23 protein-coding genes are annotated in these 25,035 nt (G+C 74.0%); 12 read left to right on the top strand and 11 right to left on the bottom strand.

All coding sequences use genetic code 11. The features are described 5' to 3' along the window. Nucleotides 1-9: 9 nt before the first annotated feature. A complete protein-coding gene (locus SM452_RS22710; protein WP_355511170.1) occupies nt 10-1,290 on the bottom strand; it encodes a cytochrome P450 in 1,281 nt (426 codons plus the stop codon). Continuing rightward, nucleotides 1,287-2,378, bottom strand: coding sequence for an LLM class flavin-dependent oxidoreductase (locus SM452_RS22705; protein WP_463840650.1), 1,092 nt, complete (start codon nt 2,376-2,378; stop codon nt 1,287-1,289). The genes SM452_RS22710 and SM452_RS22705 overlap by 4 nt, the downstream gene beginning before the upstream one ends. 136 nt (nt 2,379-2,514) lie before the next feature. Between SM452_RS22705 and SM452_RS22700 the strand changes: the two genes are divergently transcribed. The 8 genes from SM452_RS22700 to SM452_RS22665 are packed head-to-tail and all read left to right on the top strand — an operon-like array spanning nt 2,515 to nt 9,755. After that, nucleotides 2,515-4,074, top strand: a complete 1,560-nt coding sequence (locus tag SM452_RS22700) for an AMP-binding protein (RefSeq protein ID WP_463840649.1) — start codon at nt 2,515-2,517, stop codon at nt 4,072-4,074. Between the two features lies 1 nt (nt 4,075). After that, nucleotides 4,076-5,332 carry a CaiB/BaiF CoA transferase family protein gene (locus SM452_RS22695; protein WP_135239684.1) on the top strand — a complete coding sequence of 419 codons (1,257 nt, stop codon included), beginning with the start codon at nt 4,076-4,078 and terminating at the stop codon, nt 5,330-5,332. Beyond that, nucleotides 5,314-5,700: a hotdog family protein gene (locus SM452_RS22690; RefSeq protein WP_167796877.1), complete on the top strand. Its 387-nt coding sequence runs from the start codon at nt 5,314-5,316 to the stop codon at nt 5,698-5,700. Before SM452_RS22695 ends, SM452_RS22690 begins: the two co-directional genes overlap by 19 nt. Beyond that, nucleotides 5,697-6,185, top strand: coding sequence for a 3-hydroxyacyl-ACP dehydratase FabZ family protein (locus SM452_RS22685; protein WP_463840648.1), 489 nt, complete (start codon nt 5,697-5,699; stop codon nt 6,183-6,185). The genes SM452_RS22690 and SM452_RS22685 overlap by 4 nt, the downstream gene beginning before the upstream one ends. A gap of 6 nt (nt 6,186-6,191) precedes the next feature. After that, nucleotides 6,192-7,298 (top strand): beta-ketoacyl synthase N-terminal-like domain-containing protein, encoded by a 1,107-nt coding sequence (locus SM452_RS22680; protein WP_355511157.1) that lies wholly within the window; start codon nt 6,192-6,194, stop codon nt 7,296-7,298. Beyond that, entirely contained in the window at nt 7,295-8,158 is an 864-nt protein-coding gene (locus SM452_RS22675; RefSeq protein ID WP_463840647.1) for a beta-ketoacyl synthase N-terminal-like domain-containing protein, read from the top strand. The genes SM452_RS22680 and SM452_RS22675 overlap by 4 nt, the downstream gene beginning before the upstream one ends. Then, nucleotides 8,155-9,021 carry an acyl-CoA thioesterase gene (locus tag SM452_RS22670; protein WP_262014512.1) on the top strand — a complete coding sequence of 289 codons (867 nt, stop codon included), beginning with the start codon at nt 8,155-8,157 and terminating at the stop codon, nt 9,019-9,021. The genes SM452_RS22675 and SM452_RS22670 overlap by 4 nt, the downstream gene beginning before the upstream one ends. Continuing rightward, nucleotides 9,021-9,755 carry a class II aldolase/adducin family protein gene (locus tag SM452_RS22665; RefSeq protein ID WP_463840646.1) on the top strand — a complete coding sequence of 245 codons (735 nt, stop codon included), beginning with the start codon at nt 9,021-9,023 and terminating at the stop codon, nt 9,753-9,755. Before SM452_RS22670 ends, SM452_RS22665 begins: the two co-directional genes overlap by 1 nt. Here the strand turns inward: SM452_RS22665 and SM452_RS22660 are convergent. Beyond that, nucleotides 9,752-11,167, bottom strand: a complete 1,416-nt coding sequence (locus SM452_RS22660; RefSeq protein WP_463840645.1) for an aldehyde dehydrogenase family protein — start codon at nt 11,165-11,167, stop codon at nt 9,752-9,754. The two genes, SM452_RS22665 and SM452_RS22660, sit on opposite strands and share 4 nt — an antisense overlap. A 256-nt stretch (nt 11,168-11,423) precedes the next feature. Between SM452_RS22660 and SM452_RS22655 the strand changes: the two genes are divergently transcribed. After that, nucleotides 11,424-11,594, top strand: a complete 171-nt coding sequence (locus SM452_RS22655; RefSeq protein WP_262014515.1) for a hypothetical protein — start codon at nt 11,424-11,426, stop codon at nt 11,592-11,594. A gap of 89 nt (nt 11,595-11,683) precedes the next feature. Here the strand turns inward: SM452_RS22655 and SM452_RS22650 are convergent, their stop codons facing one another. Both SM452_RS22650 and SM452_RS22645 read right to left on the bottom strand, forming a co-directional pair. Further along, on the bottom strand, nt 11,684-11,944 hold the full coding sequence (locus tag SM452_RS22650) for a YegP family protein (RefSeq protein ID WP_135239679.1): 261 nt from the start codon (nt 11,942-11,944) through the stop codon (nt 11,684-11,686). A 19-nt stretch (nt 11,945-11,963) separates the two neighbouring features. Continuing rightward, nucleotides 11,964-13,748, bottom strand: coding sequence for an N-acetylglutaminylglutamine amidotransferase (locus tag SM452_RS22645; protein WP_463840671.1), 1,785 nt, complete (start codon nt 13,746-13,748; stop codon nt 11,964-11,966). Between the two features lie 233 nt (nt 13,749-13,981). Here SM452_RS22645 and glnA point away from each other — a divergent pair, with 233 nt between their 5' ends. Continuing rightward, nucleotides 13,982-15,406, top strand: a complete 1,425-nt coding sequence (gene glnA, locus SM452_RS22640) for a type I glutamate--ammonia ligase (RefSeq protein ID WP_463840644.1) — start codon at nt 13,982-13,984, stop codon at nt 15,404-15,406. Between the two features lie 140 nt (nt 15,407-15,546). Here the strand turns inward: glnA and SM452_RS22635 are convergent, their stop codons facing one another. Further along, nucleotides 15,547-16,518, bottom strand: a complete 972-nt coding sequence (locus SM452_RS22635; RefSeq protein WP_355511139.1) for a DUF6183 family protein — start codon at nt 16,516-16,518, stop codon at nt 15,547-15,549. A gap of 147 nt (nt 16,519-16,665) precedes the next feature. Here SM452_RS22635 and SM452_RS22630 point away from each other — a divergent pair, with 147 nt between their 5' ends. Next, nucleotides 16,666-17,805, top strand: coding sequence for a carboxylate-amine ligase (locus tag SM452_RS22630; protein ID WP_355511136.1), 1,140 nt, complete (start codon nt 16,666-16,668; stop codon nt 17,803-17,805). Nucleotides 17,806-17,851: 46 nt separating this feature from the next. On the opposite strand, the gene SM452_RS22625 is transcribed toward SM452_RS22630, so the two are convergent. Beyond that, nucleotides 17,852-18,679: a PIG-L family deacetylase gene (locus SM452_RS22625; protein WP_463840643.1), complete on the bottom strand. Its 828-nt coding sequence runs from the start codon at nt 18,677-18,679 to the stop codon at nt 17,852-17,854. A gap of 73 nt (nt 18,680-18,752) precedes the next feature. Here SM452_RS22625 and SM452_RS22620 point away from each other — a divergent pair, with 73 nt between their 5' ends. Next, on the top strand, nt 18,753-19,466 hold the full coding sequence (locus SM452_RS22620; RefSeq protein ID WP_463840642.1) for a hypothetical protein: 714 nt from the start codon (nt 18,753-18,755) through the stop codon (nt 19,464-19,466). Nucleotides 19,467-19,518: 52 nt separating this feature from the next. On the opposite strand, the gene SM452_RS22615 is transcribed toward SM452_RS22620, so the two are convergent. The 4 genes from SM452_RS22615 to SM452_RS22600 all read right to left on the bottom strand — a co-directional run bounded on the left by SM452_RS22615 (nt 19,519) and on the right by SM452_RS22600 (nt 25,032). After that, entirely contained in the window at nt 19,519-22,341 is a 2,823-nt protein-coding gene (locus SM452_RS22615; RefSeq protein WP_463840641.1) for a glycosyl hydrolase family 95 catalytic domain-containing protein, read from the bottom strand. A gap of 152 nt (nt 22,342-22,493) precedes the next feature. After that, entirely contained in the window at nt 22,494-23,510 is a 1,017-nt protein-coding gene (locus SM452_RS22610; RefSeq protein WP_463840670.1) for a nitroreductase, read from the bottom strand. Between the two features lie 2 nt (nt 23,511-23,512). Beyond that, the gene (locus SM452_RS22605; protein WP_463840640.1) at nt 23,513-24,595 is read right to left on the bottom strand and encodes a hypothetical protein; all 1,083 of its coding nucleotides are present in this window, start codon (nt 24,593-24,595) and stop codon (nt 23,513-23,515) included. After that, nucleotides 24,592-25,032, bottom strand: coding sequence for a hypothetical protein (locus tag SM452_RS22600; protein ID WP_013285846.1), 441 nt, complete (start codon nt 25,030-25,032; stop codon nt 24,592-24,594). The genes SM452_RS22605 and SM452_RS22600 overlap by 4 nt, the downstream gene beginning before the upstream one ends. Nucleotides 25,033-25,035: the final 3 nt, after the last annotated feature.

The raw sequence follows: 25,035 nt of genomic DNA, 5'->3' as shown, positions 1-25,035 counted from the left end.
ACACCCCCGCTACCGGACCAGGCGCACCGGCAACGACTTGATCCCGTTCATGAAGTTCGAGGCCAGCCGCTGTGTCGGGCCGACGCGGCGAAGATGCGGCAGGTGCGGGCGCAGCGCCCGCAGCAGCGCCACCGCCTCGGCCCGGGCCAGGTGCGCGCCCAGGCAGAAGTGCGGGCCCACGCCGAAGGCCAGATGGGGGTTCGGCGCCCGGTCCAGCCGCAGGCGGTCCGCGTCGGCGAACACCGCCTCGTCCCGGTTGGCCGACGCGTAGTACAGGACCACCTTGTCACCGGCCCGGATCGGCTGGCCGTCCAGTTCGGTGTCGGCGGTGGCGGTCCGGCGGAACTGCATGATCGGCGTGATCCAGCGCAGCAGCTCCTCCACCGCCACCGGCACCCGGTCCGGGTCGGCCAGCGCGTCCCGGACGGCCGGGTCGTCCGCGGCCAGCTCCAGCGCGCCGGAGACCAGATGACGGGTGGTCTCGTTGCCGGCCACCACGAGCAGCAGCCACAGGCCGCACAGCTCCGGCTCGGTCAGCGGCCGGCCGTCCACCTCGGCGGTCGCCAGCACGCTCGTCAGGTCGTCGCCCGGGTCGCGGCGGCGCGCGGCGGCGGCGTCGGCCGCGTACCCGAACGCGTCCGCCATGGCCCGCTTGAACGTCCGGACGTCGCCGCCACCGAACTCCGGATCGTCGAAGCCGACCAGGTGGTTGCTCCAGGAGAACATCAGGTTCCGGTCCTGCGGCGGCATGCCGAGCAGGTCGGCGAGGACCACCAGGGGCAGCTCGGCGGCCAGGTCGCGTACCGCGTCGACCTCACCTCGGCCGGCCGCCGCCGCCACGATCCGGGCGGCGTGCGCGTCGATGGAGTCCTGCAGCGCCCGGACCGTGCGCGGCGTGAACGCGGCGGTCAGCACCCGGCGCAGGCGGGTGTGCCCGGGCGGGTCCATGCCGGACAGCAGCTGGCGGGTGCGCTGGAGGTCGCCCCGGGTCTTCGGGTCGGCGAGGAACGGCCCGCGGGTGGCCGAGGAGAACAACGCCGGGTCGCGGGAGGCCCGCACCACGCTGGCGTACCGGGTCACCGCCCAGTATCCGTCGCCGCGGTGCAGCACCTCGCCCGCCGGTCCGTCGCCCGCGCGCCCGGACCGGCGGCGCAGCGCCGGCTCCCGTACCCAGGCCACCGGCGCCTCGGTCCGCCGCCTGGCGAACTCCCGCCACGGCGGTCCGGAGACGTACGTGGCCGGGTCGGCGAGCAGTTCCGGCGACGCGTCAGGGCTCACCGCCGCCGTCATCCGTGGGCCTCCGCCAGGATGCCGCGCTCACGCAGCAGCGGCAGCACGCCCTCGCCGAACCAGTACGCCTCCTCCAGGTGCGGCTGGCCGGACAGCAACAGGTGCTCCACGCCCAGCGCGTGCAGCTCGGCGATCCGGTCGGCGACCTGCTCGTGGCTGCCGACCAGGGCCGCCCCGGCGCCCGGCCGGAGCAGGCCGTACCCGGCCCAGACGTTCGGGTACACCTCCAGCCGGCCCTCGGCGCCGGCGCTCATCCGGGCCATCCGGCGCTGTCCCTCGGACTCGCTGCGGCGGAACCGCTCCTGGGCTGCGGCCACCGTCCGCGGGTCCATCCCGGCGGTCAGCCGGTCCGCCTCGGCCCACGCCTGCTCCGGCGTGTCCCGGGTGATCACGTGGAAGCGGGTGCCGCAGGAGAGTTTGCCGCCGGCGCGTTCGCGTACCTCGCTGAGCAACGCGCCCAGCTCCGGCGGCGACTCCCCCCAGGCCAGATAGACGTCGCCGTGGCGCAGCGCGGTGTCCTGCGCGCCGGCCGACGAGCCGCCCACGAACACCGTCGGCGCGGTCCGCGGCGGGCGCGTCACCAGAGCGGCCCGGACCCGGTGGTGCGCCCCCTCGAAGTCCACCGGCTCGCCGGTCCACGCCCCGCGCAGGATGGTGAGGAACTCGTCGGCGCGTTCGTAGCGCTGGCCGTGGTCCAGCCAGTCACCGTAGCGGCGCTGCTCGTCCGGGTCGCCGCCGACCACGACGTTGAGCATGAGCCGGTCCCCGGACAGACGCTGGAACGTGGCCACCATCTGCGCCACCAGCGTCGGCGACATCAGACCGGGCCGCAGCGCGATCATGAACCGGATCCGCTCGGTGCGCCCGGCCAGCGCGGCCGAGACCAGCCAGGGGTCCTCGCAGAACATCCCGACCGGGATCAGCATGCCCTCGAAGCCGAGCCGCTCCGCGGCGAGCGCGACCTGGGCGAGGTAGGCGAGGTCGGGCTCCCGGCGTACCGTGCGCCGCGCGCCGGCACCCCGCGGACGCCAGCCGATGTCCCGCCCGTCGCTGTGCGACGGCAGGAACCAGTGCAGGTGCAGTGTCATCCGATCGTCCCTTCACCGGGCCGGGCACACGTTACGACTCCACACATACGAGAGTCGACAAAGGAGGCGGCCGAAACCTACGTTGCTGGGGTCACCGACGGGCCGGGTGGCACCGCCCGGGCGAGGAGGATCCGCGATGGCGCAGCTGCTGCACCCGATGGTGGCCGCCGCGCCGGACGCGGTCGCGCTCGACGACGGCTACGCGGCGCTGAGCTGGCGGGACCTCGACCAGCGGGTGAATCGCTGGTGCGACCTGCTGCACCGGGAGGGGCTGCGCCCGGGCGACCGGGTCGGCGTGCTCGCCGGGAACCGGCACGAGGTGTTCGAGCTGCTGCTCGCCTGCCTGCACGCCGGTCTGGTGATCGTGCCGATGAACTGGCACCTCACCGGCGCCGAGGTCGCGTATCTGCTCTCCGACTCCGACTGCCGGGCGCTGGTCACCGACACCGAGCGCCTCCCGGCGGCCCGGAACGCGTGGCAGCGCAACGACCGCCGCCCCGGACTGCGCGTCGTGCTCGGCGACGAGCCGGTGGACGGGTTCGCCGCCGCCGAGCCGCTGCTCGCGCACGCCGACGCCGCCGAGCCGCCGGAGACGGGCAGCGGCGCCACCGGCCTCTACACCTCCGGCACCACGGGAGCGCCGAAGGCGGTGGTCAGCCGGCTGTTCCGCCAGGGCGAGCCGCTGCCCCGGCTGCGCGGACGCCTGAACCGGCTGTGCACGGTGCTGGGCATGCCGGCGGACGGGGTGAACCTGCTGTGCGGCCCCTGGTACCACTCCGGCCAGCTGTTCTTCTCGCTGCTGCCGCTGATCCGCGGGTTCCGGCTGGTCACCCGGCCCCGGTTCGACCCGGCCGCGACGCTGCGGCTGATCGACGACGAGGGCGTCACCATGACGCACCTGGTGCCGACCCAGTTCGTGCGGCTGCTGCGGCTGGACCCCGCGGTACGGGCCGCGTTCGGCGGCGCCACGCTGCGGCGCGTCTGGCACGGGGCGGCGCCCTGCCCGGTGGACGTGAAACGGCAGATGATCGCCTGGTGGGGCCCGGTGCTCAGCGAGTACTACGCGGCCACCGAGGCGGGGATCGCCACGATCATCCACGCCGAGGACTGGCTGGCGCACCCGGGCAGCGTCGGCCGGCCGCTGCCGCGCACCGAGATCGTGGTGGTCGGCACCGACGACATGCCGCTGCCGGCCGGGCACGAGGGCCGGGTCTACCTGCGCCGCCCGGACGGCTTCGAGTATCGCGACGCACCGGAGAAGACCCGGGCCGCGCACCGCGCCGACGGCAGCTTCACCTACGGCGACCGCGGCTACCTGGACGCCGCCGGCTACCTCTACCTGACCGGCCGCGCCGACGACATGATCCTGTCCGGCGGGGTGAACGTGTACCCGGCCGAGGTCGAGGCCGTCCTGCTGCGCCACCCCGCGGTCCGCGACGCGGTCGTCTTCGGCGTGCCGGACGAGGAGTTCGGGCAGCAGGTCCGGGCCGTGGTCGAGGTGGACACCCACGCGCTCACCGACGACCTGACCACCGCGCTGGACCGGCACTGCCGCCGCGAACTGGCCGGGTTCAAGGTGCCGCGCTCCTACGAGCTGTCCACCGCGCTGCCCCGGGAGGACTCCGGGAAGGTGCGGCGGCAGGCGCTGCACCGCAGCTCGGCACACCGATCGCAGATACCAGACAGCTGGCGGTGAGATGGACAAGGCCGGTTTCTACCGCGAAGCACGTCACGACGTGGACGGGCCGCTGCACGGCGTACGCGTGCTGGAGATCAGCAAGGTGTGGGCCGGGCCGATGACCGGCGCGGTCCTGGCAGACCTGGGCTGCGAGGTGATCCGGATCGAGATGCCCGGCAACCGGGAGGGCCGGATGCCGCCGGACATCCCCGGCACCGGACTGTCCTGGTTCCGGGAGACGGTGCACCGCAACAAGCGCAGCGTGTCGCTGGACCTACGCAGGGAACCGGCCCGGGAGGCGTTCCTGCGGCTGGTGGTCACCGCCGACGTGGTGGTGGAGAACTACCGGCCGGGCACGCTCGACGGATGGGGCGTCGGCTACGCGCAGTGCCGGCGCGTCAATCCCGACATCGTCTTCGTCTCCATCTCCGGCTGGGGCCAGTACGGCCCGCGCGCCACCGACGCCGGTTTCGACCCGATCGCGCAGGCAGCGGCGGGCTGGATGGGCCTCAACGGCGAGCCGGACGGCACACCGATGAAGGCCCCGTCCTTCCTCGCCGACGATCTGGCCGGGCTGCACGGCGCGATCGGCGCGCTGGCCGCGCTGCGCCACCGCGACCGCACCGGCGAGGGCCAGCACGTCGACGTGTCACTGCTGGACGCGTTGCTCGCCAACAGCGGCGGCTACCTGACGCTCGGCGCGACCGGCGTGCCGCTGCGCCGCTGGGGCGACCAGGCCGACTTCGTCGTGCCGGCCGGCACGTACCGCTGCCGGGACGGCTGGCTCTACCTGGCGGTCGCGCTCGACAAGCACTGGCGCTCGCTCGCCGCGGCGATGGACCGGCCGGAGCTGGCCCGGGCCCCGGGCTTCGCCACGAACGAGGAGCGCCGTGCCCGCCGCGACGAGGTCAACGCGCTGGTCGGTGCGTGGTGCGAGGCGCGGACCGTCGCCGAGGCGGCGGCCGGGCTCGCCGCCGCGGGCATCCCGGCCGAGCCGGTACGCGACTTCGCCGACGCCGCCGCCGACCCGCACGTCCGGGAGCGCGACATGGTGCAGACCGTCCCGCTGTGCAACGGCACCACGGGCCCGCTGACCGGCCCGGCCGCCAAGTTCTCCCGGACACCGACCCGGGTGCGGCACGGCGCGCCGGCCGTCGGCGCGGACACCGAGGCGCTGCTCACCGAGGCCGGCGTCGACCGGGCGGAGCTCGCGCGGCTGCGCGCGTGCGGCGCCACCGACCGACAGGAGGCCCCGGCGTGTACCCGCCCCCACTGAGCCCGTTCGACAGCATCGAGATCGAACGCTCCGGTCACGGGGTGCGCATCCGCACCCGCACCGTCGTCGAGCCGGACGGCCCGTACCTGTCCGGTCACTTCCCCGGCCGGCCGATCCTGCCCGGGGTGTTCCTTGTCGACACGCTGCTGCGCGCCGTCTGCGCCGGGGTGGACGGCGCGCGCCTGACCGTGCTGCGCTCGGCCCGGTTCACCGCGCCCGTGCTGGCGCCGGGCGAGTTCACCATGCGGGTCGAGGTGACAGGTGACCCGGCGACCGGACCGCTCACCGCCCGCGCCCGCTGCCACCGGGGCGACGGGGAGCAGTGCGCCCGCCTGGAGGCGCAGTTCGACGCCGGGCGGTATCGGTGAGCGCGCCGGTCGGGCAGGAGGCGATCCGCGGGCTGCTGCCGCAACGGTTCCCGCTGCTGCTCGTGGACCGGGTGGTGGAGGTCCGGCCGGACGGGATCGTGGCCGAGAAGGCGGTCACCGCCGCCGAGTGGTGCTACGCGGGCCTGGACGAGACCGCACCGCCCGAGGCGTACGCGTATCCGGTGGCGCTGCTGCTGGAGTCGTTCGGCCAGGCCGCCGCGCTCGCCTGGTTCCTGCGGTCGGGCGCCGGCGTGCCGGGGCCGGGCAGCGGGCTGCTGCCGCTGTTCGTCGGCGTGCGCGAACTGCGGCTGTCCGGTGCCGCGTACCCGGGGGACGTGCTGCGCCACGACGTACGGCTGGACAAGGTCGTCGACGGCGCCGCCGTCGCGTCGGGCACCGTCACGGTCGGCGGGCGGACCACGGCGGTGATCGGTGAGCTGATCGCCGCCGTCCGGCCCGGCGCCGCGCTCGCGGAGCTGGGGTAGGCCGCGATGCCGGTGGAGATCGCGGCGAGCGCGGTGCGGACCTGCTTCGGCGACGGCGACGCCACGTTCGCCGCGCTGCTCGGCGGCCGGTGCGGGGTGGCGCCGCTGTCCGGCTACGACCCGGCCGCCGTGCACGTGCGCCACGGCTACCCGATCCCGGACGGCTCCGGCGGCGAGTTGTGGCCCGCCGCGGGCTGGCTGCGCGACTGCGTCCGGCGGGCGCTCGCCGACGCGGCGCTCGACCCGGCCCGGCACCGCGTCGCGGCGCTTGTCGGCACCGGGCTGCGCGAGCTGCGCGCGGTCGAGCGGGCGGTGGCCGACCGGGCGCCGTTCCGTGCGGGCGGGCTGCACTTCCGGTCCGCCGTCGCGGACGCCGGCGTGCCCGGCGCGGTCACCGTCGCGAACGCGTGCAGCGCGGGCGGGCACGTCCTCGCCCTCGCGCAGGACATGATCGAACTCGGTGAGGCCGACGCCGTCGTCGTCGCGGCCACCGACGCGATGACCGAGTCGATGCTCGCGATGATCGGCCGGGTCGCCGACGAGCCCGCCGACCGGGTACGCCCCTTCGACCGGGACCGGGCCGGCGTGCTGCTGGGCGAGGGGGCCGCCGCGCTCGTGGTGACCCGGGCCGGGCTGGCACCACGCGTGCTGGCCCGGGTGGTCGCCACCGGACTGTCCTGCGACGCGTACCACGAGACCGCGCCGTCGGCCGAGGGTGTGCGCCGGGCCATGGACGACGCGTACGCCCGGGGTGCCCGGGAGCCGGCCGACGCGGGCCTGGTGGTGGCGCACGGCACGGGCACGGCACTCAACGACCCGACGGAGGCGGCGGCGCTCGTGGCGCTGGGCGGCCCCACCACCGTCACCGGCCTCAAGGGCGCGATCGGGCACACCTCCGGCACCGCCGCGCTGCACGGCCTCGACGTCGCCGTCCGCTGCCTGCGCGCCGGGGTGGTACCGCCGATCGCCGGGTTGCGCACGCCGCTGCCCGAGGCCGAGGGCCTCGACCTGGTCCGCGACCGTCCGGCCCGGACTCGGGCGACGCTGGCGCAGGTGAACGCGTTCGGCTTCGGCGGGGTCAACGCGGTGACGCTCGTCGAGGCCGCCCGATGACCGCCTCCGGAACGGCGGCGGCACTCACCGCCTGGTACGCGTACCTGCCCGGGCCGGACGCGCCGCCGGCGGAGCGGGCCCGGACCGTCCTCGGGCGCAAGGGACTGCTGTACAAGGAGACGGCGACCCGGCTGGCCCTGTGCGCGGTGCACCGGGCGCTCGGCCGGGCCGACGGCGACGGCACCCCGCCGGATCGGGTGGACCCGCGCACTGCGGTGGTGGCCAGCAGCAACCTCGGCAACGTCGGCACCGTCGCCGGGATCGTCACCACCGCCCGCGCCGACGGCTGGCGGGCGGTGTCCCCGCTGTCCGCGCCGAACGCCTCCCCCAACGTGGTGGCCAGCTCGGTGGCGATCTGGTTCGGCTTCGGCGGCCCGTGCCTGATGTGCTGCTCCGGCGCCACGTCCGGCCTGGACGCGCTCGCCGCCGGGCTGCGGCTACTGGCGGCGGGCCGGGCCGACCGGGTGGTGGTGGTCGGCGCCGAGCCGGACGACGACATCGCCGTCGCGCTGCACGCGACCCGCCCGGGCCGCCCGGGTCCGCTGCGTGCCGGCGCCGCCTGCCTGGTGCTGGAGCCGCTCGACCGGGTGCCCGCGCCGCACCTGGTGGTCGGTCCGGTGCGGACGGTGCCGGGTGACCCGCCGGACGGCCACGGCACCGGCGGCGAGGGCGGCCACTACGGTGCCGACGGCCTGGTCCCGGTCGCGCTGGCGGCGGACGCCCTGCGCGCGCCCGGCGGGCCGGCGGTCGTGGAGGTCCGCTGTGGCGACGACGAGGACGGGTTCCGCGCGGTCACGGTACGCGCCGCGCCGGAACCCGGGTCCGCACCCCGATCCGACAGTCGAGAGGAGACCCGGTGACCGCGGTCCTGCCGGACGAGACCACCACCGTGGCGCTGCGCCCCCGCTTCGAGGGCGCCAACATCCGTACCTGGGTGGGGTTCAAACACTTCATGTACCTGGCCGAGGAGGCGGTGCTCGCCTGGTTCCGCGAGCGTGGCGCCGGGCCGTCGCGGCTGTACCACGAGCACGGCCTCGGCCTGGTGATCGCCGACGCCTCGGTGCAGTTGCCGGCGGTGCTCGACGTGGACGACGAGGTGACCGCCGAGGCGCGGCATCGCGGCGGCGGTGAGTTCGCGGTACGGCTCACCGCGCGCGGTGTGCCGGTGCTGCGCGGCCGGGTCCGCGCGGCGCTGGTCCGGACCGGTCCGGCCGTCGACGTCGCGGTCCCCGGTGACGTGCCGGTCGTGGCCGAGGTCCGGGCGGGCGATCCCGCACCCGTCGCCGACGCGGCCGGTACGCCGTTCGAGTGGCGGTGGCGGGCGCCGTACTTCTACTGCCAGTACTCGCAGCCGGTGCAGCACTCCGGCTACGTGCGCGCGGTCGAGGAGGTGGTGGACCGGTTCCTGGCGGCACGCGGCATCTCCGTCGGCCGGATGCTCGACGTGCGCGGCTGGATCCCGGTCGTGTCCCGCGCGTCCGTGCGGGTCCTCGCCGCCGCGCGGATGGAGGAGGAGATCGAGACCACGTTCACCGTCACCGACGTGCTGCGCGGGACCATGTTCGACGCCGACGTCCGCTTCGCCGTGCGGCGTGACGGCGAGCGGGTGCCGGTGGCCCACGCCCGCATCCTGCACGGGTACGCGATCAGCCGTGGCCCGGACGCGGGACGGCTGGCCGAGTTCGACGACGAGGTCGTCGCCGCGCTGCTCGGGACGGCGTGATGGGGGCCCGGAGCGTCGCGGAGGAGCGGCTGCGCCGCAAGCAGCGCCTCGCGGCGGCGTTGCGGCTGTTCCACAGGTACGGCTTCGACGAGGGCGCCGGCGGTCACCTCACCGTCCGCGACCCGGGCGAGCCGCACCGGTTCTGGATCAACCCGTTCGGCCGGTCGTTCGGCCGGCTGTGCGTGAGCGACCTGCTGCTGGTGGACTCCGACGGCACCGTCGTGGACGGCGACGGCACGATCAACCCGGCCGGCTACGCCATCCACAGCCGCATCCACGCGGTCCGCCCGGACGTCGTGGCGGCGGCGCACAGCCACAGCGTGTACGGGCGCGCGTTCGCCACGCTGGGCCGGCTGCTCGACCCGCTGACCCAGGACGCGTGCGCGTTCTACGAGGACCACGGCCTGCACGACGGCTACTCCGGGGTGGTCCTCGACCGCCACGAGGCGGACCGGATCGCCAAGGCGCTCGGCCCCGGCAAGGCGGTCATCCTGCGTAACCACGGCCTGCTCACCGTGGGCGGCAGCGTGGACGAGGCGGCCTGGTGGTTCTTCAGCATGGACCGCTGCTGCCGGATCCAGCTCGCGGCGGAGGCGGCCGGCACGCCGGTGCCGATCGCGCCCGCCGAGGCCCGTCTCACCCGGGCCACCATCGGCACCCCGGGGCTGGGCCGGCTGAACTTCCGCCCGATGTACGAGGACGTCGTGCACGCCGAACCGGACCTGCTCGACTAGGGCTGGTCATCCGAGGGCGGCCGGACCAGGACGTGCGGCTGGGTGTACCCGGCCAGTCCCCAGTGTCCGTTCTCGACCCCGGGGCCGCTGTCCTTCCGCCCGCCGAACGGCAGGTCGGGCCGGACCCCGGCGGCGTGCGCGTTCACCGACACCTGGCCCACGTCCAGGCGGGCGGCCACCGCGGCGGCCCGGTCCGGGTCCGCCGACCAGACCGAGGCGGTCAGGCCGAACGGTGTCGCGTCGGCCCTGGTGAGCGCCTCCTCGACGTCGTCGAACGCCAGCACCGGCAGCACCGGCCCGAACTGCTCCTCGGTGACGACCCGGTCGGTGTCGGACACCCCGGACAGGACGGTGGGCGGATGGAAGTGACCGGGCCCGTCGGCGGCTCGACCACCGGCGGCCACCGTCGCGCCGCCGGCGACGGCCGCGCGGACGAGCCCTGCCACGTACTCCTGCTGGGCCCGGGTGGTCAGCGGGCCGAGCCGGACACCGGGGTCGGTGCCGGGGCCCATCGGGACGGTGGCGGCGCGGTCGGCGAGCGCCTCGACGAGCGCGTCGTGCACCGGCCGGGCCACGTACACCCGCTTGACCGCCATGCACATCTGGCCGCTGTTGGCGAAGGCCGCCCAGAACAGGTCGTCGGCGATCCGCGCCGGGTCGGCGTCGTCGAGCACCAACGCGGCGTCGTTGCCGCCGAGTTCGAGCGTGACCCGCCGGAGCCGGGTGGCGGCCTCCGCCGCTACCCGCCGGCCGGTCGCTGTCGACCCGGTGAAGGTGATCTTCCTGGGTACGGGGTGGGCGCACAGCCACGCCCCGAGCGGGTCCGGCCCGGTCACCACGTTGAACACGCCGGGTGGCAGCAGGTCACGCAGCAGTTCGCCGAGGGCGAGCGTGGCGAGCGGGGTGTGCGGGGAGGGCTTCAGCACCACGGTGTTGCCCGCCCGCAACGCCGGGGCGACCTTCCAGGCGGCGAGCGCGAGCGGGTAGTTCCACGGCGTGACGGCGGCGACGACGCCGAGGGGCCGGGCGGTGACGATCGCGGTGTCGCGTCGCCCGCCGACGATCTGTGGTCCGGTCCCGATGCCCGCGAAGTAGTGCAGCCACGCGGCGGCGGCGCGTACCTCGGTGGTCGCCTCGGCCAGCGGTTTGCCCTGCTCGGCGGTGACCAGCGCGGCGAGGTCGGTGACGGCGCCGAGGACCGCCCGGGCCGCGGCGCGCAGCGCGCCGCGCCGCGCCTCGTCGTCGTGAGCCCACCCCGGGTACGCGGCGGCCGCCGCGGCCATCGCCCGGTCGAGCAGTTCGGGCGGGCAGGCCGGGGCGGTGGTGAACACCGCGCCGGTGGCCGGGTCGACGACGTCGAAGGTTCCGGCGCCGGCGGCCGGGCGGCCGTCAACGGTCATCGTCAGCGCCACGGCTGCCCCTCCGTCGCTGGTGCCTGCGGCTGGCAGCGTATCCGCGGGTGCGCGGGGCGGGCAGCGTGCACGTTGTCCCGCCGCGGCGCTCCGCCGATGATGAGAGTCGGACCGGTCCGTGCCCTCCCCCGTCCGTCGCTCGGGTCGGGGCGGCCCGGGGCCGTCGCGCGGAAACCCGCTCCCGGCGCCCGTCCGGCGCTTAGCGTGGGACGAGGGGCGGCCTGCCGGGGACGCCGGTGAGCGGAGGGAGAACGCGGTGACGGAGCCGGAGGAGGAGCAGGAGAAGACCCGCAAGACCGATCGGGTGCTGTTCTCGCCCGACGGCGACCCGCACCACACGCTCGCCGAGGCGCCCCAGCCGGACGAGCACCTGCCGCCCACAGTCACCCGCGACGGCCGAACGGACGTGCTCGACGACGAGCAGTGAGCACACCGTCCCGCCCGGCCCGCCGGCCGGGCGGGACGCGCCGCGGTCGGACCGGCGGATCACCGTCACGCAGCCAGGACGTGTCGCGGTCAGACCGGCGGGATGCCGGAGCGGCCGATGTCCGACATGTCGTCGCCGATCTCGGTGCGGGTGCCGGCCACCGGCCCGGCGCCGGCCTCGGTGCGGTCCTCCACGCAGGCGTCGCCCAGGCCGTGCATCAGCTCGCCGACCACGGCGAGCGCCGAGCCCTTGTCCGGGCAGGGCGCCCCGGTGGCGAGCAGCTGACCGTCGCCGCCGACGACGGTGAACCCCACACTGCCGTCGGCCTCGCTCTCGATGACGAACTTCACAGTGCTCCTCCCGCCCCGCTCAGCTCACGCCGTGCGTCTGCAACCACAGCTCCAGCAGGCCCAGTTGCCACAGCTTGTTGCTGCCGGCGGCGGCCTGGGCCCGGTCCGGCTCGGCCAGCAGCTCTTCGACGTACGCCCGGCGGAACAGCCCGCGCCGGCGCGCCTCGGGCGCACCCAGCGCCTCGACCACCAACTCTCGCACGGGACCGTCGACGTTGCGCAGCGCCGGTACCGGGAAGTAGCCCTTGGGCCGGTCGATGACCTCGGCCGGCAGCACCTCGCGGGCCACCTCCTTGAGCACGCCCTTGCCGCCCTGGGCCAGCTTGTGCTCCGGCGGGCACGCCGCGGCGAGCGTGACCAGGTCCTGGTCGAGGAAGGGCGTACGCACCTCCAGCCCCCACGCCATGCTCATGCTGTCCACCCGCTTCACCGGGTCGTCGGGCAGCATCAGGTGGGTGTCCAGGCGCAGCACCGCGTCCACGGCGGTCTGCGCGCCCGGCGCGGCCAGGTCCGCGGCGACCAGCTCGCCGCTGGCGTCACCGTCGCAGGCGTACGCCGGTTCGACCACCTCGGTCAGCTCGGCGTGGTCGCGGTCGAAGAACGCCGCGGTGAACTCGGCCGCCGCGTCCTCGCGGGCCGCGTCGGCAAGCCGGTGGTGGTAGCCGTAGCCGGCGAACACCTCGTCGGCGCCCTGGCCGGACTGCGCCACCTTCACGTGCCGGGCGACCTGCTCGGAGAGCAGGTGGAACGCCACCACGTCGTGGCTGCCCATCGGTTCGGTCATTGCTGCCACGGTGGCGCGTACGGCCGGGCCGAGGTCGCCGTCGGCGAGCCGGATGCGGTGGTGGTCGGTGCCGAACGTGCGGGCCACCAGGTCGGAGTAGTGGAACTCGTCGCCGGTCTCGTCGCCGCGGCTGTCGAAGCCGATGCTGAACGTCTGGAGGTGGTGCTGTCCGGCGCCGTCCAGCAGCGCCACGATCATGCTGGAGTCGAGGCCACCGGAGAGCAGCACCCCGACCGGCACGTCCGCGACCAGCCGGCGGCGTACGGCGGTGCGCAGCGCGTCCCCGACGGCGGCCCGCCAGTCGGCGGCGTCCATGCCCTCGTGGGCCGGGTCGCGCCGGTACTCGGGCCGCCAGTAGACGCGCTCGCGGCCGCGCCCGTCGGCCTCGATCACCCGGACCGTGGCCGGGGGCAGCTTGCGGATGCCGCGCAGGATCGTGCGCGGCGCCGGCACGATGGAGTGCCAGGACAGGTAGTGGTGCAGCGCGACCGGGTCGATGCCGGTGTCGACGTCACCGCCGGCCAGCAGCGCCGGCAGCGTGGAGGCGAACCGGAGCCGGCCGGGCGACTCGGCGAGGTAGAGCGGCTTGATGCCGAGCCGGTCACGGGCCAGCACGAGGCGGCGCCGCCGCCGGTCCACCAGCGCCACCGCGAACATGCCGACCAGGTGGTCGACGAACCGCTCCCCCCACTGCGCGTACGCCACCAGGATCACCTCGGTGTCGCTGGTGCTGTGGAAGGTGTGCCCGGCCGCGCGCAGCTCGTCGCGCAGCTCCGGGTAGTTGTACACGCAGCCGTTGAAGACCAGGGCCAGGCCGAGGTCGTCGCGGACCATCGGCTGGGCGCCGGCCTCGGACAGGTCGATCACTGTCAGCCGGCGGTGCCCGAGGGTGATCCAGCCGTCACTCCACGCGCCCTCGCCGTCCGGCCCGCGTGAGCGCATGGCGGCGGTCATCCGGGTCACCGCGTCGGCGTCGGGGGTGGCCCCGTCGAATCTGGCCTCACCGCTGATCCCGCACATCTCAGCGTCCACCGGTCAGTCGCGGAGCACCCACCATGCCAACCTCCCGCCACGTCGTCTCCCGGGCGGTCCGCCGGGTACGGCGACTACCCGGCCTGTGGCGAAGGAAACCCGGATGGGCTGTTGGCGAGCCGGGCACGGCGCGCCGTCGTACGGTGGCGGTACGGGCCATGTCCCCGGGCGGTCCGGCCACGGGACGTGGCCAGGATCAACGACGCCTGCCAGGAGGACGTGTGTTCGCCAATTCCGAGGAACTCCTGCGATACCTCACCGACGAGGACGTGAAGTTCGTCGACGTACGTTTCTGTGACCTGCCCGGCGTGATGCAGCACTTCAACCTGCCGGTCGAGTCGTTCGACGACAGCGTCTTCACCGACGGCCTCGCCTTCGACGGCTCGTCGATCCGTGGTTTCCAGTCGATCCACGAGTCGGACATGCTGCTGCTGCCGGACGTGGCGACCGCGTTCGTGGACCCGTTCCGCACGCAGAAGACCGTCGCGTTGAACTTCTTCGTCCACGACCCGTTCACCCGCGAGGCGTACTCCCGGGACCCGCGCAACGTGGCGAAGAAGGCGGAGGCGTACCTCGCCGCCAGCGGCATCGCCGACACCGCGTACTTCGGGGCCGAGGCGGAGTTCTACATCTTCGACTCGATCCGCCACGAGACCTCGGCGCACCAGTCGTTCTACTACATCGACTCGATCGAGGGCGCCTGGAACACCGGCCGGGTCGAGGAGGGCGGCAACCGCGGCTACAAGACCGCCTACAAGGGCGGCTACTTCCCGGTGCCGCCGGTGGACCACTACGCCGACCTGCGCGACAGCATGGTCCGCCGGATGGTGGACGCCGGTTTCACCGTGGAGCGTTCGCACCACGAGGTGGGCACCGGTGGGCAGTCCGAGATCAACTACAAGTTCTCGACGCTGCTGCACTCCGCCGACGAGCTTCAGCTCTTCAAGTACCTGATCAAGAACGAGGCGTGGGCGCACGGCAAGACCGCGACGTTCATGCCCAAGCCGGTGTTCGGTGACAACGGTTCCGGCATGCACACCCACCAGAGCCTGTGGCGTGGCGGCGAGCCGCTGTTCTACGACGAGACCGGCTACGCCGGCCTGTCCGACACCGCCCGCTGGTACATCGGCGGCCTGCTGCACCACGCACCCTCGCTGCTCGCCTTCACCAACCCGACCATCAACTCCTACCGCCGTCTCGTCCCCGGCTTCGAGGCCCCGGTGAACCTGGTCTACTCGCAGCGCAACCGCTCCGCCTGCACCCGCATCCCGGTCACCGGCAGCAACCCCAAGGCCAAGCGCGTCGAGTTCCGCGTCCCCGACCCGTCCAGCAACCCGTACCTGGCCTTCTCCGCCATGATGATGGCCGGTCTCGACGGCATCAAGAACAAGATCGAGCCGCCGGCGCCGATCGACAAGGACCTCTACGACCTGCCCCCGGAGGAGTGGGGCGACGTCAAGCAGGTCCCGGGTTCGCTGCCCGAGGCGCTGGCGGCGCTGGAGACCGACCACGACTACCTGCTCGACGGCAACGTCTTCACCGCCGACCTGATCTCCACCTGGGTCGACTGGAAGAACGCGAACGAGGTCGACCCGGTCCGGCTGCGGCCCACTCCGCACGAGTTCGCGCTCTACTTCGACTGCTGAGACCGATCACGGCGCTGACCTGGATCAGCAGAATCATTGCTGATCCTGGGTAAGGGTTGGTACGACCTCACGGACGGCGGTCATGCTCGGCTCACAGCCGGCATGGCCGCCGCTCCGAGGCGCTGACGGTCGCTGTCCGGTCAGTCGAAGTCGTTGCCGGTGAGGACCCATGCGGTGCCCTGCGCCGGGTCTTCCATCGCCAGGTGCAGGTACCAGATCTCGTCATCGGGCTCCTGCCAGACGACGCAGTTCATGCGTTCGACAAGCGCGCTGACGCTGTCCGGACCCGCCGAAGGGGTCACGTCAGCCATGGCGGCGAGTGCCTTCCAGAGAGCTGTCCGTCCGAGCGCCTGTCCGGTCCGGCGCGAGTAAGGCCCGTCACCGGTGGCCAGGTGCACCAGGCTGGGGTAGACATCGGCGAAGCGAACCTGTGATCCCTCGCGGCCCCGCAGGCCCTGCCACCGCTGGCCCCTGGGCATCCTGGCCTGGTCGGTGGCCGCCATCGAGGCCGCCTCCCATGCGGTTCCGTGGAACGCGTACACCTGCGTGGCCGGTGACAAGCGGTCGAGGAGTGCCACCGCGGCGTGCTGTGCCGGCCGTACGGTGGTCACAGGTAGCGGCTTCGGGTCGGCCAACTGGCTCGGACAGGCCCAGATGGTGCATCCCGAACTGCCGGTCCGGTCGTACTCGGGGATGTCCAAGGTGCTGTACCAGTTTGCGGCTTCCCACGGCAGAAGGCACAGCGGGGCATCGAGCAGCTGTGGATCGAGGTCGGCGGCCGCACGGAGATCCTCGCCGTGCAGCACGCGAGTGTGGGCTGTCAGATGCCGCGTGCGTGGGTCGGCCAGATGTGGGGTCAGTTCCCGCCACGTGTGGTTTTGGGCTACCACCTCCCACAGGGGCCCCGGGGAGCCCTTGTCATCGTCGGGAAACAGTTCGGCTGCGGCGGCGGCGATCCCGGCCGGCGCTTCCAATGCCACGACGTGCGCCGTCTCCCGCCGCTGGTCGACCGGCCCCGCCTCGACTGTGGCAGCGAACCTCAGCAGGTCGTGCCAGCGTCCAGCGTCGGCAAGCAGGTCGAGGTCGCCGTAGGAGACACCGCGTGAGGTCACCTCGTCATTCTGCCGCTCTGCGTGCCGCCACCCGCGGGGGCGGTGGTCGGCGGAAACGGCCTCGGGCCGGCCCCCGCCCTCGTACCGTCGAGACATGACTCCGCCTCACGTCGACACGCCGACCGCTCCGTGCCGGTGGAGCCGTCGGTGAGGCCGCGGCCCACCACCACCGCCACCACCCCGCAGATCCCCACCGTCCTGACCCTCGGGGTGGAAGAGGAGTTCCTGCTGCTGGACCCGGCCACCGGCGAGAGCATGCCGGTCGCCGACCGGGTACGCGGCGCGCTCTCCGGCACCGCCCGCGAGCAGAGCCGGCAGGAGTTCCGGCACAGCATGGTCGAGATGGTGACGCCGGTCAGCCCCGATCTCGGAGAGCTGCGGGAGCACCTGGTCACGCTGCGCCGGGCGGCCGCGCGGGCGGCCGATGCGGCAGGGGCGCAGCTGGTCGCTGTCGGCGCCACCCCGGTCTGCGAGGCTCACCGCACGGTGCCCGACGAGCAGCGCTACCACGCCATGTCCCGCCGGTTCGGCCCGGTGGCCCACGACCCGGCGGTCTGCGGCTGCCACGTCCACGTCGGCGTCCCGGACCGGGAACTCGCCGTACAGGTCTGCAACCACCTGCGTCAGTGGCTGCCGGTGGTACAGGCGCTCACCACCAATTCGCCGCTGCACGACGGACGGGACACCGGCCACGCGAGTTGGCGCTCGATGCAGCTGGAACGGTGGCCGAGCATCGGGCCGACACCGCACTTCGACTCCGCCGCCGACTACGACGCCACGGTGGCGGACCTGATCACCGCCGGGATCATGCTCGACGCCGCGATGGTCTACTGGTACGCCCGCCCGTCCGCGTCGTACCCGACCGTGGAGGTGCGGGTCGGCGACGTGTGTCCCACCGTCGACGACACGGTGCTGGTCGCCGGGCTGGTCCGGGCGCTCGTGGCCACCCTGATCGACGACGTCCGCGCCGGCGTGCCGGCACCCCGCATCCGGGACTGCCTGGTCGCCGCCGCGCACTGGCGGGCCGCCCACGACGGCGTCGACGGCGAGCTCGTCGACCTGCGCACCGGGCGGCCCCGGCCCGCCTGGGACCTCGTCGACGACATGCTCGGCATCGTCACGCCCGCGCTGACCCGCCACGGCGACCTGGACCTGGTAGGCCGCCAGATGGAGCGGGTGCGCCGCGAGGGCACCGGCGCCACCCGGCAACGTCAGGTCATGGCCGACACCGGCGGCGACATCCGCGTGGTACTCGCGCACCTGGCCGCGCAGACCGTCGCGGCCTGAGATGAGCGGCCCGGCCGACGACACGCCGGACCGGGCCCGCGCCCGGTCAGCGCAGCCCGGCGAACAGGTCGTCCTCCGGCGTCGGCGCGCCGGTGGTGTCCCGCACGCGCACGAACGTCTCCATGCCCATCAGCTCGGTGAACCGCTCCTGCCCCAGCCGCAGGAAGAAGATGTTCTCCGCCTGGCTGGCGTGCGCGGCGAGCGAGGCGAACTTCTGCCCGCCGTATCCGCTGGTGTCGACCCAGGTGGTGATCTCGTCGTCCGGCAGGCCCAGCGCCGGCATCTCGTCGGTCGCCTCCGGCTCGGGGAACTCCACCCCGATCTCCCGCATGATCGTGCCGAACTGCTGGAACGCGCTGCGCGGCACGGTGGTCCAGTAGACCTTGGCCGGGATGCCGGTCTGCTCGACGGCGGCCATCGTGATGCGGTGGGCCTGGATGTGGTCCGGGTGGCCGTAGAAGCCGTTCTCGTCGTAGGTGACCACCACGTCGGGGCGGTAGCGCCGGATCAGCTCGGCCAGCCGGCCGGCCGCCTCGGACGCCGGCGTGTTCCAGAACGCGCCGGGCGCCTCGTTCGTCGCCCAGCCCATCATCCCGGAGTCGCCGTAGTCGAGCGTCTCCAGGTGGGTGACCTTCAGCGCCTCGCAGCTCGCGGCCAGCTCGGCGCGGCGCATCTCGACCACGGCCTGCGGGTCGTGCCCGGGGTCGCCCGGTTTGATCCCGCCGGGACCGTCGCCGCACCCCCCGTCGGTGCACGTCACGAGCACCGTGGTGACGCCCTCGGCCGCGTAGCGCGCCAGGACGCCGCCGGTGCTCGTCGCCTCGTCGTCGGGGTGCGCGTGCACCGCCATCAGGGTCAGGGATCGATCGGTCACCCCGTCACCATACGAGCATCGGCCGACGAACTAGCATTGCCCGGTCCGCAGACGGCGACGGAAGCGAGGCGCGATGGGTTGGCTCCAGCGGTTGCTCGGTGGCGGACGGGTCGAACTGGACCCCGCACGTCAGCAGGAGCTGCTGCGGGACGTACGGCGGTCCTACGGCGCGCACGCCCGCCTCCGGTTCCCGGAGCAGGCCGACGCGATCACCCGGCTGCTGTCCGATGACGACGGTCTCGTGGTGGCCGCCGGGATCGTCTGCGAGGCCGCCGACCAGGCGCACGCCGACCTCCAGGGGCAGGCGCAGGAGGTGTTCCGGCGTACCGGGCGGCGGCTGCTGGTGCACCGCCGCAACTACCGGCCCCTGTGGAAGGAGGCCGGGCCCGCGCTGCGCTGGCCGCTCGGCGCGCTACCCAGCGGGCTGCACCCGTACGCGCAGGTCAGCGCCGCCGTGGCGGTGGTCGGCGGGCGGGCCGACCGGCTGGACCGGGTGACCGACCCGCAGCCGTTCGTGACGCGTCTGTTCGAGGTGCTCGACCTGACCACCGCGGGCTGGGAGTTCGGCCGGGTGCGTGTGGACACCGACAGCGCGACGCTCGTGGAGCGGCTGATGGGCACCGGCGCGCGGGTGCTCGCGACGATGGACGACCCGCCCCGGCTGCCGCCGGCGGTGCGGGAGATGATGCGCCGCAACCACCGCATCGCCGTGTACGACCCGGCCGGTTCCCGGGTGGTCGGCGAGCTGAACCTGGGCGCCCGGCTGCGCGAGACGCTGCTGGCCTGACCGGCGGTACGCCCCACCCTGGCCGGGTGGCAGCGGCGGGGCGCGCCGGTGCTCAGGTGGTCGTGCAGGTGAGGTTCGCCGGCGGGTTGTTGGTGCCGCCCGCCGAGCCGATGAAGCCGAACGTGGTGGAGCCGCCGGCCGGCACCGAGCCGTTGTAGTCGACGTTGCGCACTGTCACGTTCGCGCCGTCCTGGGTGTGCGTACCGCTCCAGATCTGGTTGATCACCTGCCCGTTCGGGAACGTCCAGGAGACCGTCCAACCGCGGATCGCGGTGGCGCCGGCGGTCACCGTGACCTCGGCCTGGAAGCCGCCCGACCAGGAGCCGGTGATCGCGTACGTGGCACGCGCGCCGGACGGCGCCGGGGAGCTGGTGGTCGGAGTCGGCGTCGGAGTCGGAGTCGGAGTGGGTGACGGCGTGGACGTCAACGTAGACGTCGGCGAGGGTGTCACGCCGGGCCGGGCCGCGCGGTAGGTGTGCCCGGCGCGGACGGTGAGCGCGACGACGTCGGACTCCGGGCGGGTGGTGGCGGGTGCGCTGCCGTCGGTGACGTCGGCGAGGGTGAAGCTCCCGGTGAACAGCCGGGACCGCAGGCGCAGCGTGCCGTCGCGGTCGGCGCGGACGGTGATCTCGTCGGCCTGGCCGCTGCTCCAGGTCAGCGCCACCGTGTAGCCGCCCCGGCCGCGCAGGCCCGCGACCTGCCCGGCGGGCCAGGCGCCGGGAAGCGCGGGCAGCAGGTGCAGCTCGCCGGTGTGGCTGTGCAGCAGCATCTCGGCGATGCCGGAGGTGGCCCCGAAGTTGCCGTCGATCTGGAACGGCGGGTGCAGGTCGAACATGTTCGGCGCGAGCCGGTCGGTGCGGACCAGGTCGCGCAGGAGCTTGTGGGCGCGGGCGCCGTCCTCCAGCCGGGCCCAGAAATTGATCTTCCAGGCGAGGGACCAGCCGGTCCCGTCGTCGCCCCGCAGCTCCAGCGTCCTGCGGGCGGCCTCGTACAGCGCCGGGGTGCCGCGCCTGGTGATCTGGTTGCTGGGATGCAGCCCGTACAGGTGGGAGACGTGCCTGTGGGTGCGTTCGGTCTCGACCCAGTCGGCGAGCCACTCCTGCACGTTGCCCCGGGAACCGACGCGGCTCGGCGGCAGCCGGTCCTTGGCGGTGCGCACCTGGGACCGGAAGGTGGCGTCGACGCCGAGCACCTCGCTCGCCCGGGCCGCGGCGTCGAACAGGTCACGCAGGATCTGGTTGTCCATCGTCGGGCCGGCGCAGACGCTGGCGTTGGCGTGGTGCGCCAGCTCCGGCGAGTTCGACGGGTTCGTCACCAGGTAGCCGAGCGTCGGGTGGGCGACCAGCGTGTCGAGGAAGAACTGGGCCGCGCCCTTGAGGGCCGGGTAGTTGGCCTGCAGGAATCCGCTGTCGCCGGTGAACAGGTAGTGGTCCCAGATGAGCGTGCTCAGCCAGGCCCCGCCGGTCTGCCACATGCCCCAGAACGCGCCGTCCACCACCGATGCGCCCCGCCAGGCGTCGGTGTTGTGGTGGGTGACCCAGCCGCCGGCGCCGTACTGCGCCTGGGCGACCCGCGCGCCGGTCACGGTGAGGTCCTTGACCATGTCGAAGACCGGCAGGAGGCACTCGGACAGGTTCGTGGTGTCGGCCGGCCAGTAGTTCATCGGCAGATTGGCGTTCACCGTGTACTTCGAGTCCCAGGACGGCGTCAGCGAGTCGTTCCAGATGCCCTGGAGGTTCGCCGGCTGGGTGCCCGGCCGCGACGACGAGATCAGCAGGTACCGCCCGAACTGGAACAGCAGCGCGGCGAACTGCGGGTCGTTCGTGCTCGCGTGCTGCGCGATCCGTACGTCGGTGGGCTGGTCGGCGGCGGCGGTGCGGCCCAGGTCGAGCGTGACCCGGCCGAACAGCGCCTGGTAGTCGGCGCGGTGGCGGGTGCGGAGCTGGTCGACGTCGACGCTCCTGGCGGCAGCGAGCCGGTTGCGGGCGATGCCCTGGTAGTCGCCGTTGACGGTGCGGTAGTCGACGTAGCTGGTGCCGATCGAGACCAGGACCGTCACGCTGGTGGCACCTGACACCCGCAGCGTGCCGCCGGAGCTGCTGACCGTGCCGCCGGTGACGGCGGCGTTCGCCAGCGCGAGGAACCGCACCGTGCCGTTCACCCCCTCCATCGACCCGGAGATGCCGTCGAGCGCGACCGTCGCGCCGTCCGGGCTGGACACCGCGGTCCGCTGCGGGCTGTCGAAGGTGGCGGAGAACGTGATCGCGTTCGCCCGGTCGGCGGTCAGCCGGAGCACTATGACCTGGTCGGGCGCGCTGGCGAACACCTCCCGCTGGTACCGGACACCGTTGAGGACATACGTGGTGGTGACGGTGGCCGTGGTCAGGTCGAGCGTCCGGTTGTACTGCGTCGCCCCGCTCGCCGAACCGAAGGCGAGCCGGAGGTCGCCGACGGTCTGGTAGGCGAGCTGCCCACCCGGGCTGCCCATCATGGTCTGGTTGATCAGGTCCTGGGCCGAGGTCCACTGGTCGGCGAAGACACGGCGCCGGATCTCGGCCAGGTTGGCCGCGCCCCTGGTGTTCGCCGAGTCGTACGGGCCCCCGGCCCAGACGGTGTCCTCGTTGAGCTGGAGCCGTTCGATGTCGACGTTGCCGAACACCATCGCGCCGAGCCGCCCGTTGCCGATCGGCAGGGCGCGCAGCCAGTCGGTGCCGGCCGGTTCGTCGTACCAGAGTGCCAGGTCGTTCGCGGCCAGCACCTGTGGTGGCGCCGCCGAGCCGGCGCGCGCGGTCGCGCTCCAAGCGGCCGGCACCAGCGCGGCACCGGCACCCGCCGCCGTGGCCTTGATGATGTTTCGTCGTGTCACTTCGGACATGGTTGCTCCCAACCGCGCAGATCAGAGACGGGCCCGGGTGCGCGGCGGCGCTGTTATCGCTAACAGCACACACGCGCGCACCCGGACGCCGCGTTCCTGCCACTACGCGCCCAGGGCTCCCGACCGGGCGACACATCAGCCAACATGGACTCTCATGGATGAAGTGACACCGCGTCAAGGGGTGTTACCGCTAACAGATCCGATCCGTGCTCCACTCGCCGGGCCGAGCGGGGTGCGGGGGCGGCCGGCCGGCCCACGCGGGCCACGTGCACGATCCGCTCCGGCGCGACGTCCAGCAGCGTCCCGAGCGCGTCCCGGGTGGCGGCCACGTCGACGAGCTGACTGAGCGGATGCGCGGCCAGCCCGGCCGTGTGCAGCGTCAGCCACGTCCGCATCAGCACCCGTCCGAACTCGACCTGCCCGGCCGCGTCCAGACCGGGCGGCGCGACGAGCGCCAGCACCCCGCCGCCCTGCGCCAGCGGATCACCGCCCGCGGCGGCGAGCAGCCGGGGCAGCCCCAGCGGGCGCAACGCCGGGTACGCCGCGAGCGCCGCCCGCAGCCCGGCGGCCGCCGCCCGGCCCAGCCCGAGGCACCTGTCACTGAGCCCGTCGGTCCGGTAGCGCGGGCCCGACCGGTCCAGCCGCAGCCAGCGGCGCAGCTCCGCGACCACCGCCGGGTCGGCGTACACGTGCCGGTCGGCGGTGCGCAGCAGCGCGCGCAGCCGTCCGGCCGCCGGCACGACGCGGGCCGCGCCACCGGCCCGCCGGGCGACCGCGTCCACCGCCGCGACCACGTCTGCGTCCAGGCCGCCGGTGAACCGGCCCCGGTGGGTACGCCGGTCCCACACGTCGGCGGTGCGGAACGGCGTCCGGTACGGCTGCCGTCCCGGCCGCAGCCGCCCCACCCGACGGTCGGACTCGTCGTGGTCGGCGGCCCAGTCCAGCCGCAGCCCCGCGTCGGCGGCGACGATCAGGCAGGTCTCCACGAACGCGCCCAGCGACAGACGCAGGTCCCGGCCGCTCGGGTCGCCCGCGGGCAGGGCGTCGGCCGGATCCCAGCCGACGGTGATCGCCCAGCGCTCGTAGCGCAGCCGCCACGGCTGGGTGTTGTGCGCGCTCGGGGCCCGCCAGCACAGCGGCTCCAGCGCGTGGAACGCGGCGAGGTCCATGGTCACCGCTCCCTGGCGTAGAACGTGTAGCCGTGCAACGGGCGTCCGCCGAGACGCCGGTACTGGGCCGCCGACGCCGGGTTGTCCCGCCCGACGTACGTGCTGCGCAGCGCCGTGTAGCCGCCGTCGTGCAGGTTGCGGTGCAGGTGCTCCGACAGCAGCCGCTGGTAGCCGCGCCCCTGGAACTCCGGCACCACCCCCTTGACGATCAGCACCGCCTCCCGCCGGTACCGGCGCCGGGTCGCCAGCAGCCGCAGCTGGTTGACCGGGTTCAGGTCGCCGCGCACCGCGACCAGGAAGTCGCTGATGTCCGGCACGCAGAGCACGAACGCCACCGGCCGCCCGTCGCGGGTCAGGTAGAGCAGCAGCGAGGAGTCCAGCAGGTACGCCAGGCCGTCGGTCTGTCGCCGCAGCTGGGCCGCCGAGATCGGCGTGTAGTAGCCGAGCTGGGCGAAGGAGTCGTTGAGCATCCCCCGCAGCAGGTCGAGCTGCTCGTCGAGCCGCCGGGTGCTCCCCCGGTGCAGCTCCAGCCGCACGCCGTCGGGCTGCATGCCGAGCGCGGGCGGCGGCCCGGCCGGCGGCGGCACCGGGCAGATCCAGGTGTCGGAGACGAACCGCCCGGCGAACCCGTTCTCCTCGTACGCGTCCGGGTAGTACGGCGGGTTCCACGCGCTGTCCACGAAACCCCGGTCGGCGTACCCGGAGGTGATCACGCCACCGGCCTGGTTGGGCAGCAGCGCCACCGGCCCGAACAGCAGGTCCCGGCCGGGTGTGGCGTACGTGGCGATCGCGTCGAACAGCGGCCCGGCGGCGGACGCGGTGAACTCGGTGAGCCCGAACAGCTGGCACCGGCGGCCCAGCTTCGCGTCGAGGTCCGCGTCGGTGTGCAGCGCGGTCCGCCCGGCCACGGCGCCGGTGGTGTCACGCAGCACGTACATCGGCACGCCGTCGCGCCACCAGCGGCGGATCTGCTGCCGGGGAGCCGGCACGTACCGGGGCTCGTCCGCGTACAGCCGGTCGGTGAGCGCGAGGAAGTCGCGCAGGCCGCGCCGGCCGGTCACGCGCTCGAACCGGTGGCCGGTCACCGGCGCACCGCCGGTCCGGTCGTCTCCGCGCCCAGCGGCGTGAACCGCTCGATGTGGCCCATCGCGCCGTCCTCGGCCCGCCACGCGCCGTTTGAGTAGCCGTCCGGGGAGGCGGTGTAGAGCCGGATGAACCCGGCGGTGGCGTTGCGGTCCCCGTCGGTCAGCCACATCATCAGCTTGCGGTGGTGCCGCGTGCGGGCGAAGCGCAGCAGCGCGTCCCGGTCGGTGAAGAACGCGATCGTGCCGAGCGTCAGCGGGAACTGCCAGTAGACGGTGTGCCAGCAGTAGCCGGACATCCGGCGCATGTCCCGCACCATCCGGATCCAGTCGGGGGCCAGGCGCAGCAGCACCAGCGGGTTCGCGTACCGGGTGCCGCCGATGAACATGGCACCGGCGCGGGCCTGGGCCGGGGCGCGGGAGAAGTCACGGGTACGCATCGT

The organism is Micromonospora sp. SYSU B005 (genome assembly GCF_055362685.1).
Note: the sequence above shows the minus strand (reverse complement) of the source record. Positions and strands in the feature narration are given on the sequence as shown.

What these genes read in the sequence shown, in the direction of transcription:
- SM452_RS22710 (WP_355511170.1), bottom strand. Translation starts at nt 1,290, where the DNA reads ATGACGGCGGCGGTGAGCCCTGACGCGTCGCCGGAACTGCTCGCCGAC.
- SM452_RS22705 (WP_463840650.1), bottom strand. Translation starts at nt 2,378, where the DNA reads ATGACACTGCACCTGCACTGGTTCCTGCCGTCGCACAGCGACGGGCGG.
- SM452_RS22700 (WP_463840649.1), top strand. Translation starts at nt 2,515, where the DNA reads ATGGCGCAGCTGCTGCACCCGATGGTGGCCGCCGCGCCGGACGCGGTC.
- SM452_RS22695 (WP_135239684.1), top strand. Translation starts at nt 4,076, where the DNA reads ATGGACAAGGCCGGTTTCTACCGCGAAGCACGTCACGACGTGGACGGG.
- SM452_RS22680 (WP_355511157.1), top strand. Translation starts at nt 6,192, where the DNA reads ATGCCGGTGGAGATCGCGGCGAGCGCGGTGCGGACCTGCTTCGGCGAC.
- SM452_RS22675 (WP_463840647.1), top strand. Translation starts at nt 7,295, where the DNA reads ATGACCGCCTCCGGAACGGCGGCGGCACTCACCGCCTGGTACGCGTAC.
- SM452_RS22665 (WP_463840646.1), top strand. Translation starts at nt 9,021, where the DNA reads ATGGGGGCCCGGAGCGTCGCGGAGGAGCGGCTGCGCCGCAAGCAGCGC.
- SM452_RS22645 (WP_463840671.1), bottom strand. Translation starts at nt 13,748, where the DNA reads ATGTGCGGGATCAGCGGTGAGGCCAGATTCGACGGGGCCACCCCCGAC.
- SM452_RS22620 (WP_463840642.1), top strand. Translation starts at nt 18,753, where the DNA reads ATGGGTTGGCTCCAGCGGTTGCTCGGTGGCGGACGGGTCGAACTGGAC.
- SM452_RS22615 (WP_463840641.1), bottom strand. Translation starts at nt 22,341, where the DNA reads ATGTCCGAAGTGACACGACGAAACATCATCAAGGCCACGGCGGCGGGT.
- SM452_RS22610 (WP_463840670.1), bottom strand. Translation starts at nt 23,510, where the DNA reads ATGGACCTCGCCGCGTTCCACGCGCTGGAGCCGCTGTGCTGGCGGGCC.
- SM452_RS22600 (WP_013285846.1), bottom strand. Translation starts at nt 25,032, where the DNA reads ATGCGTACCCGTGACTTCTCCCGCGCCCCGGCCCAGGCCCGCGCCGGT.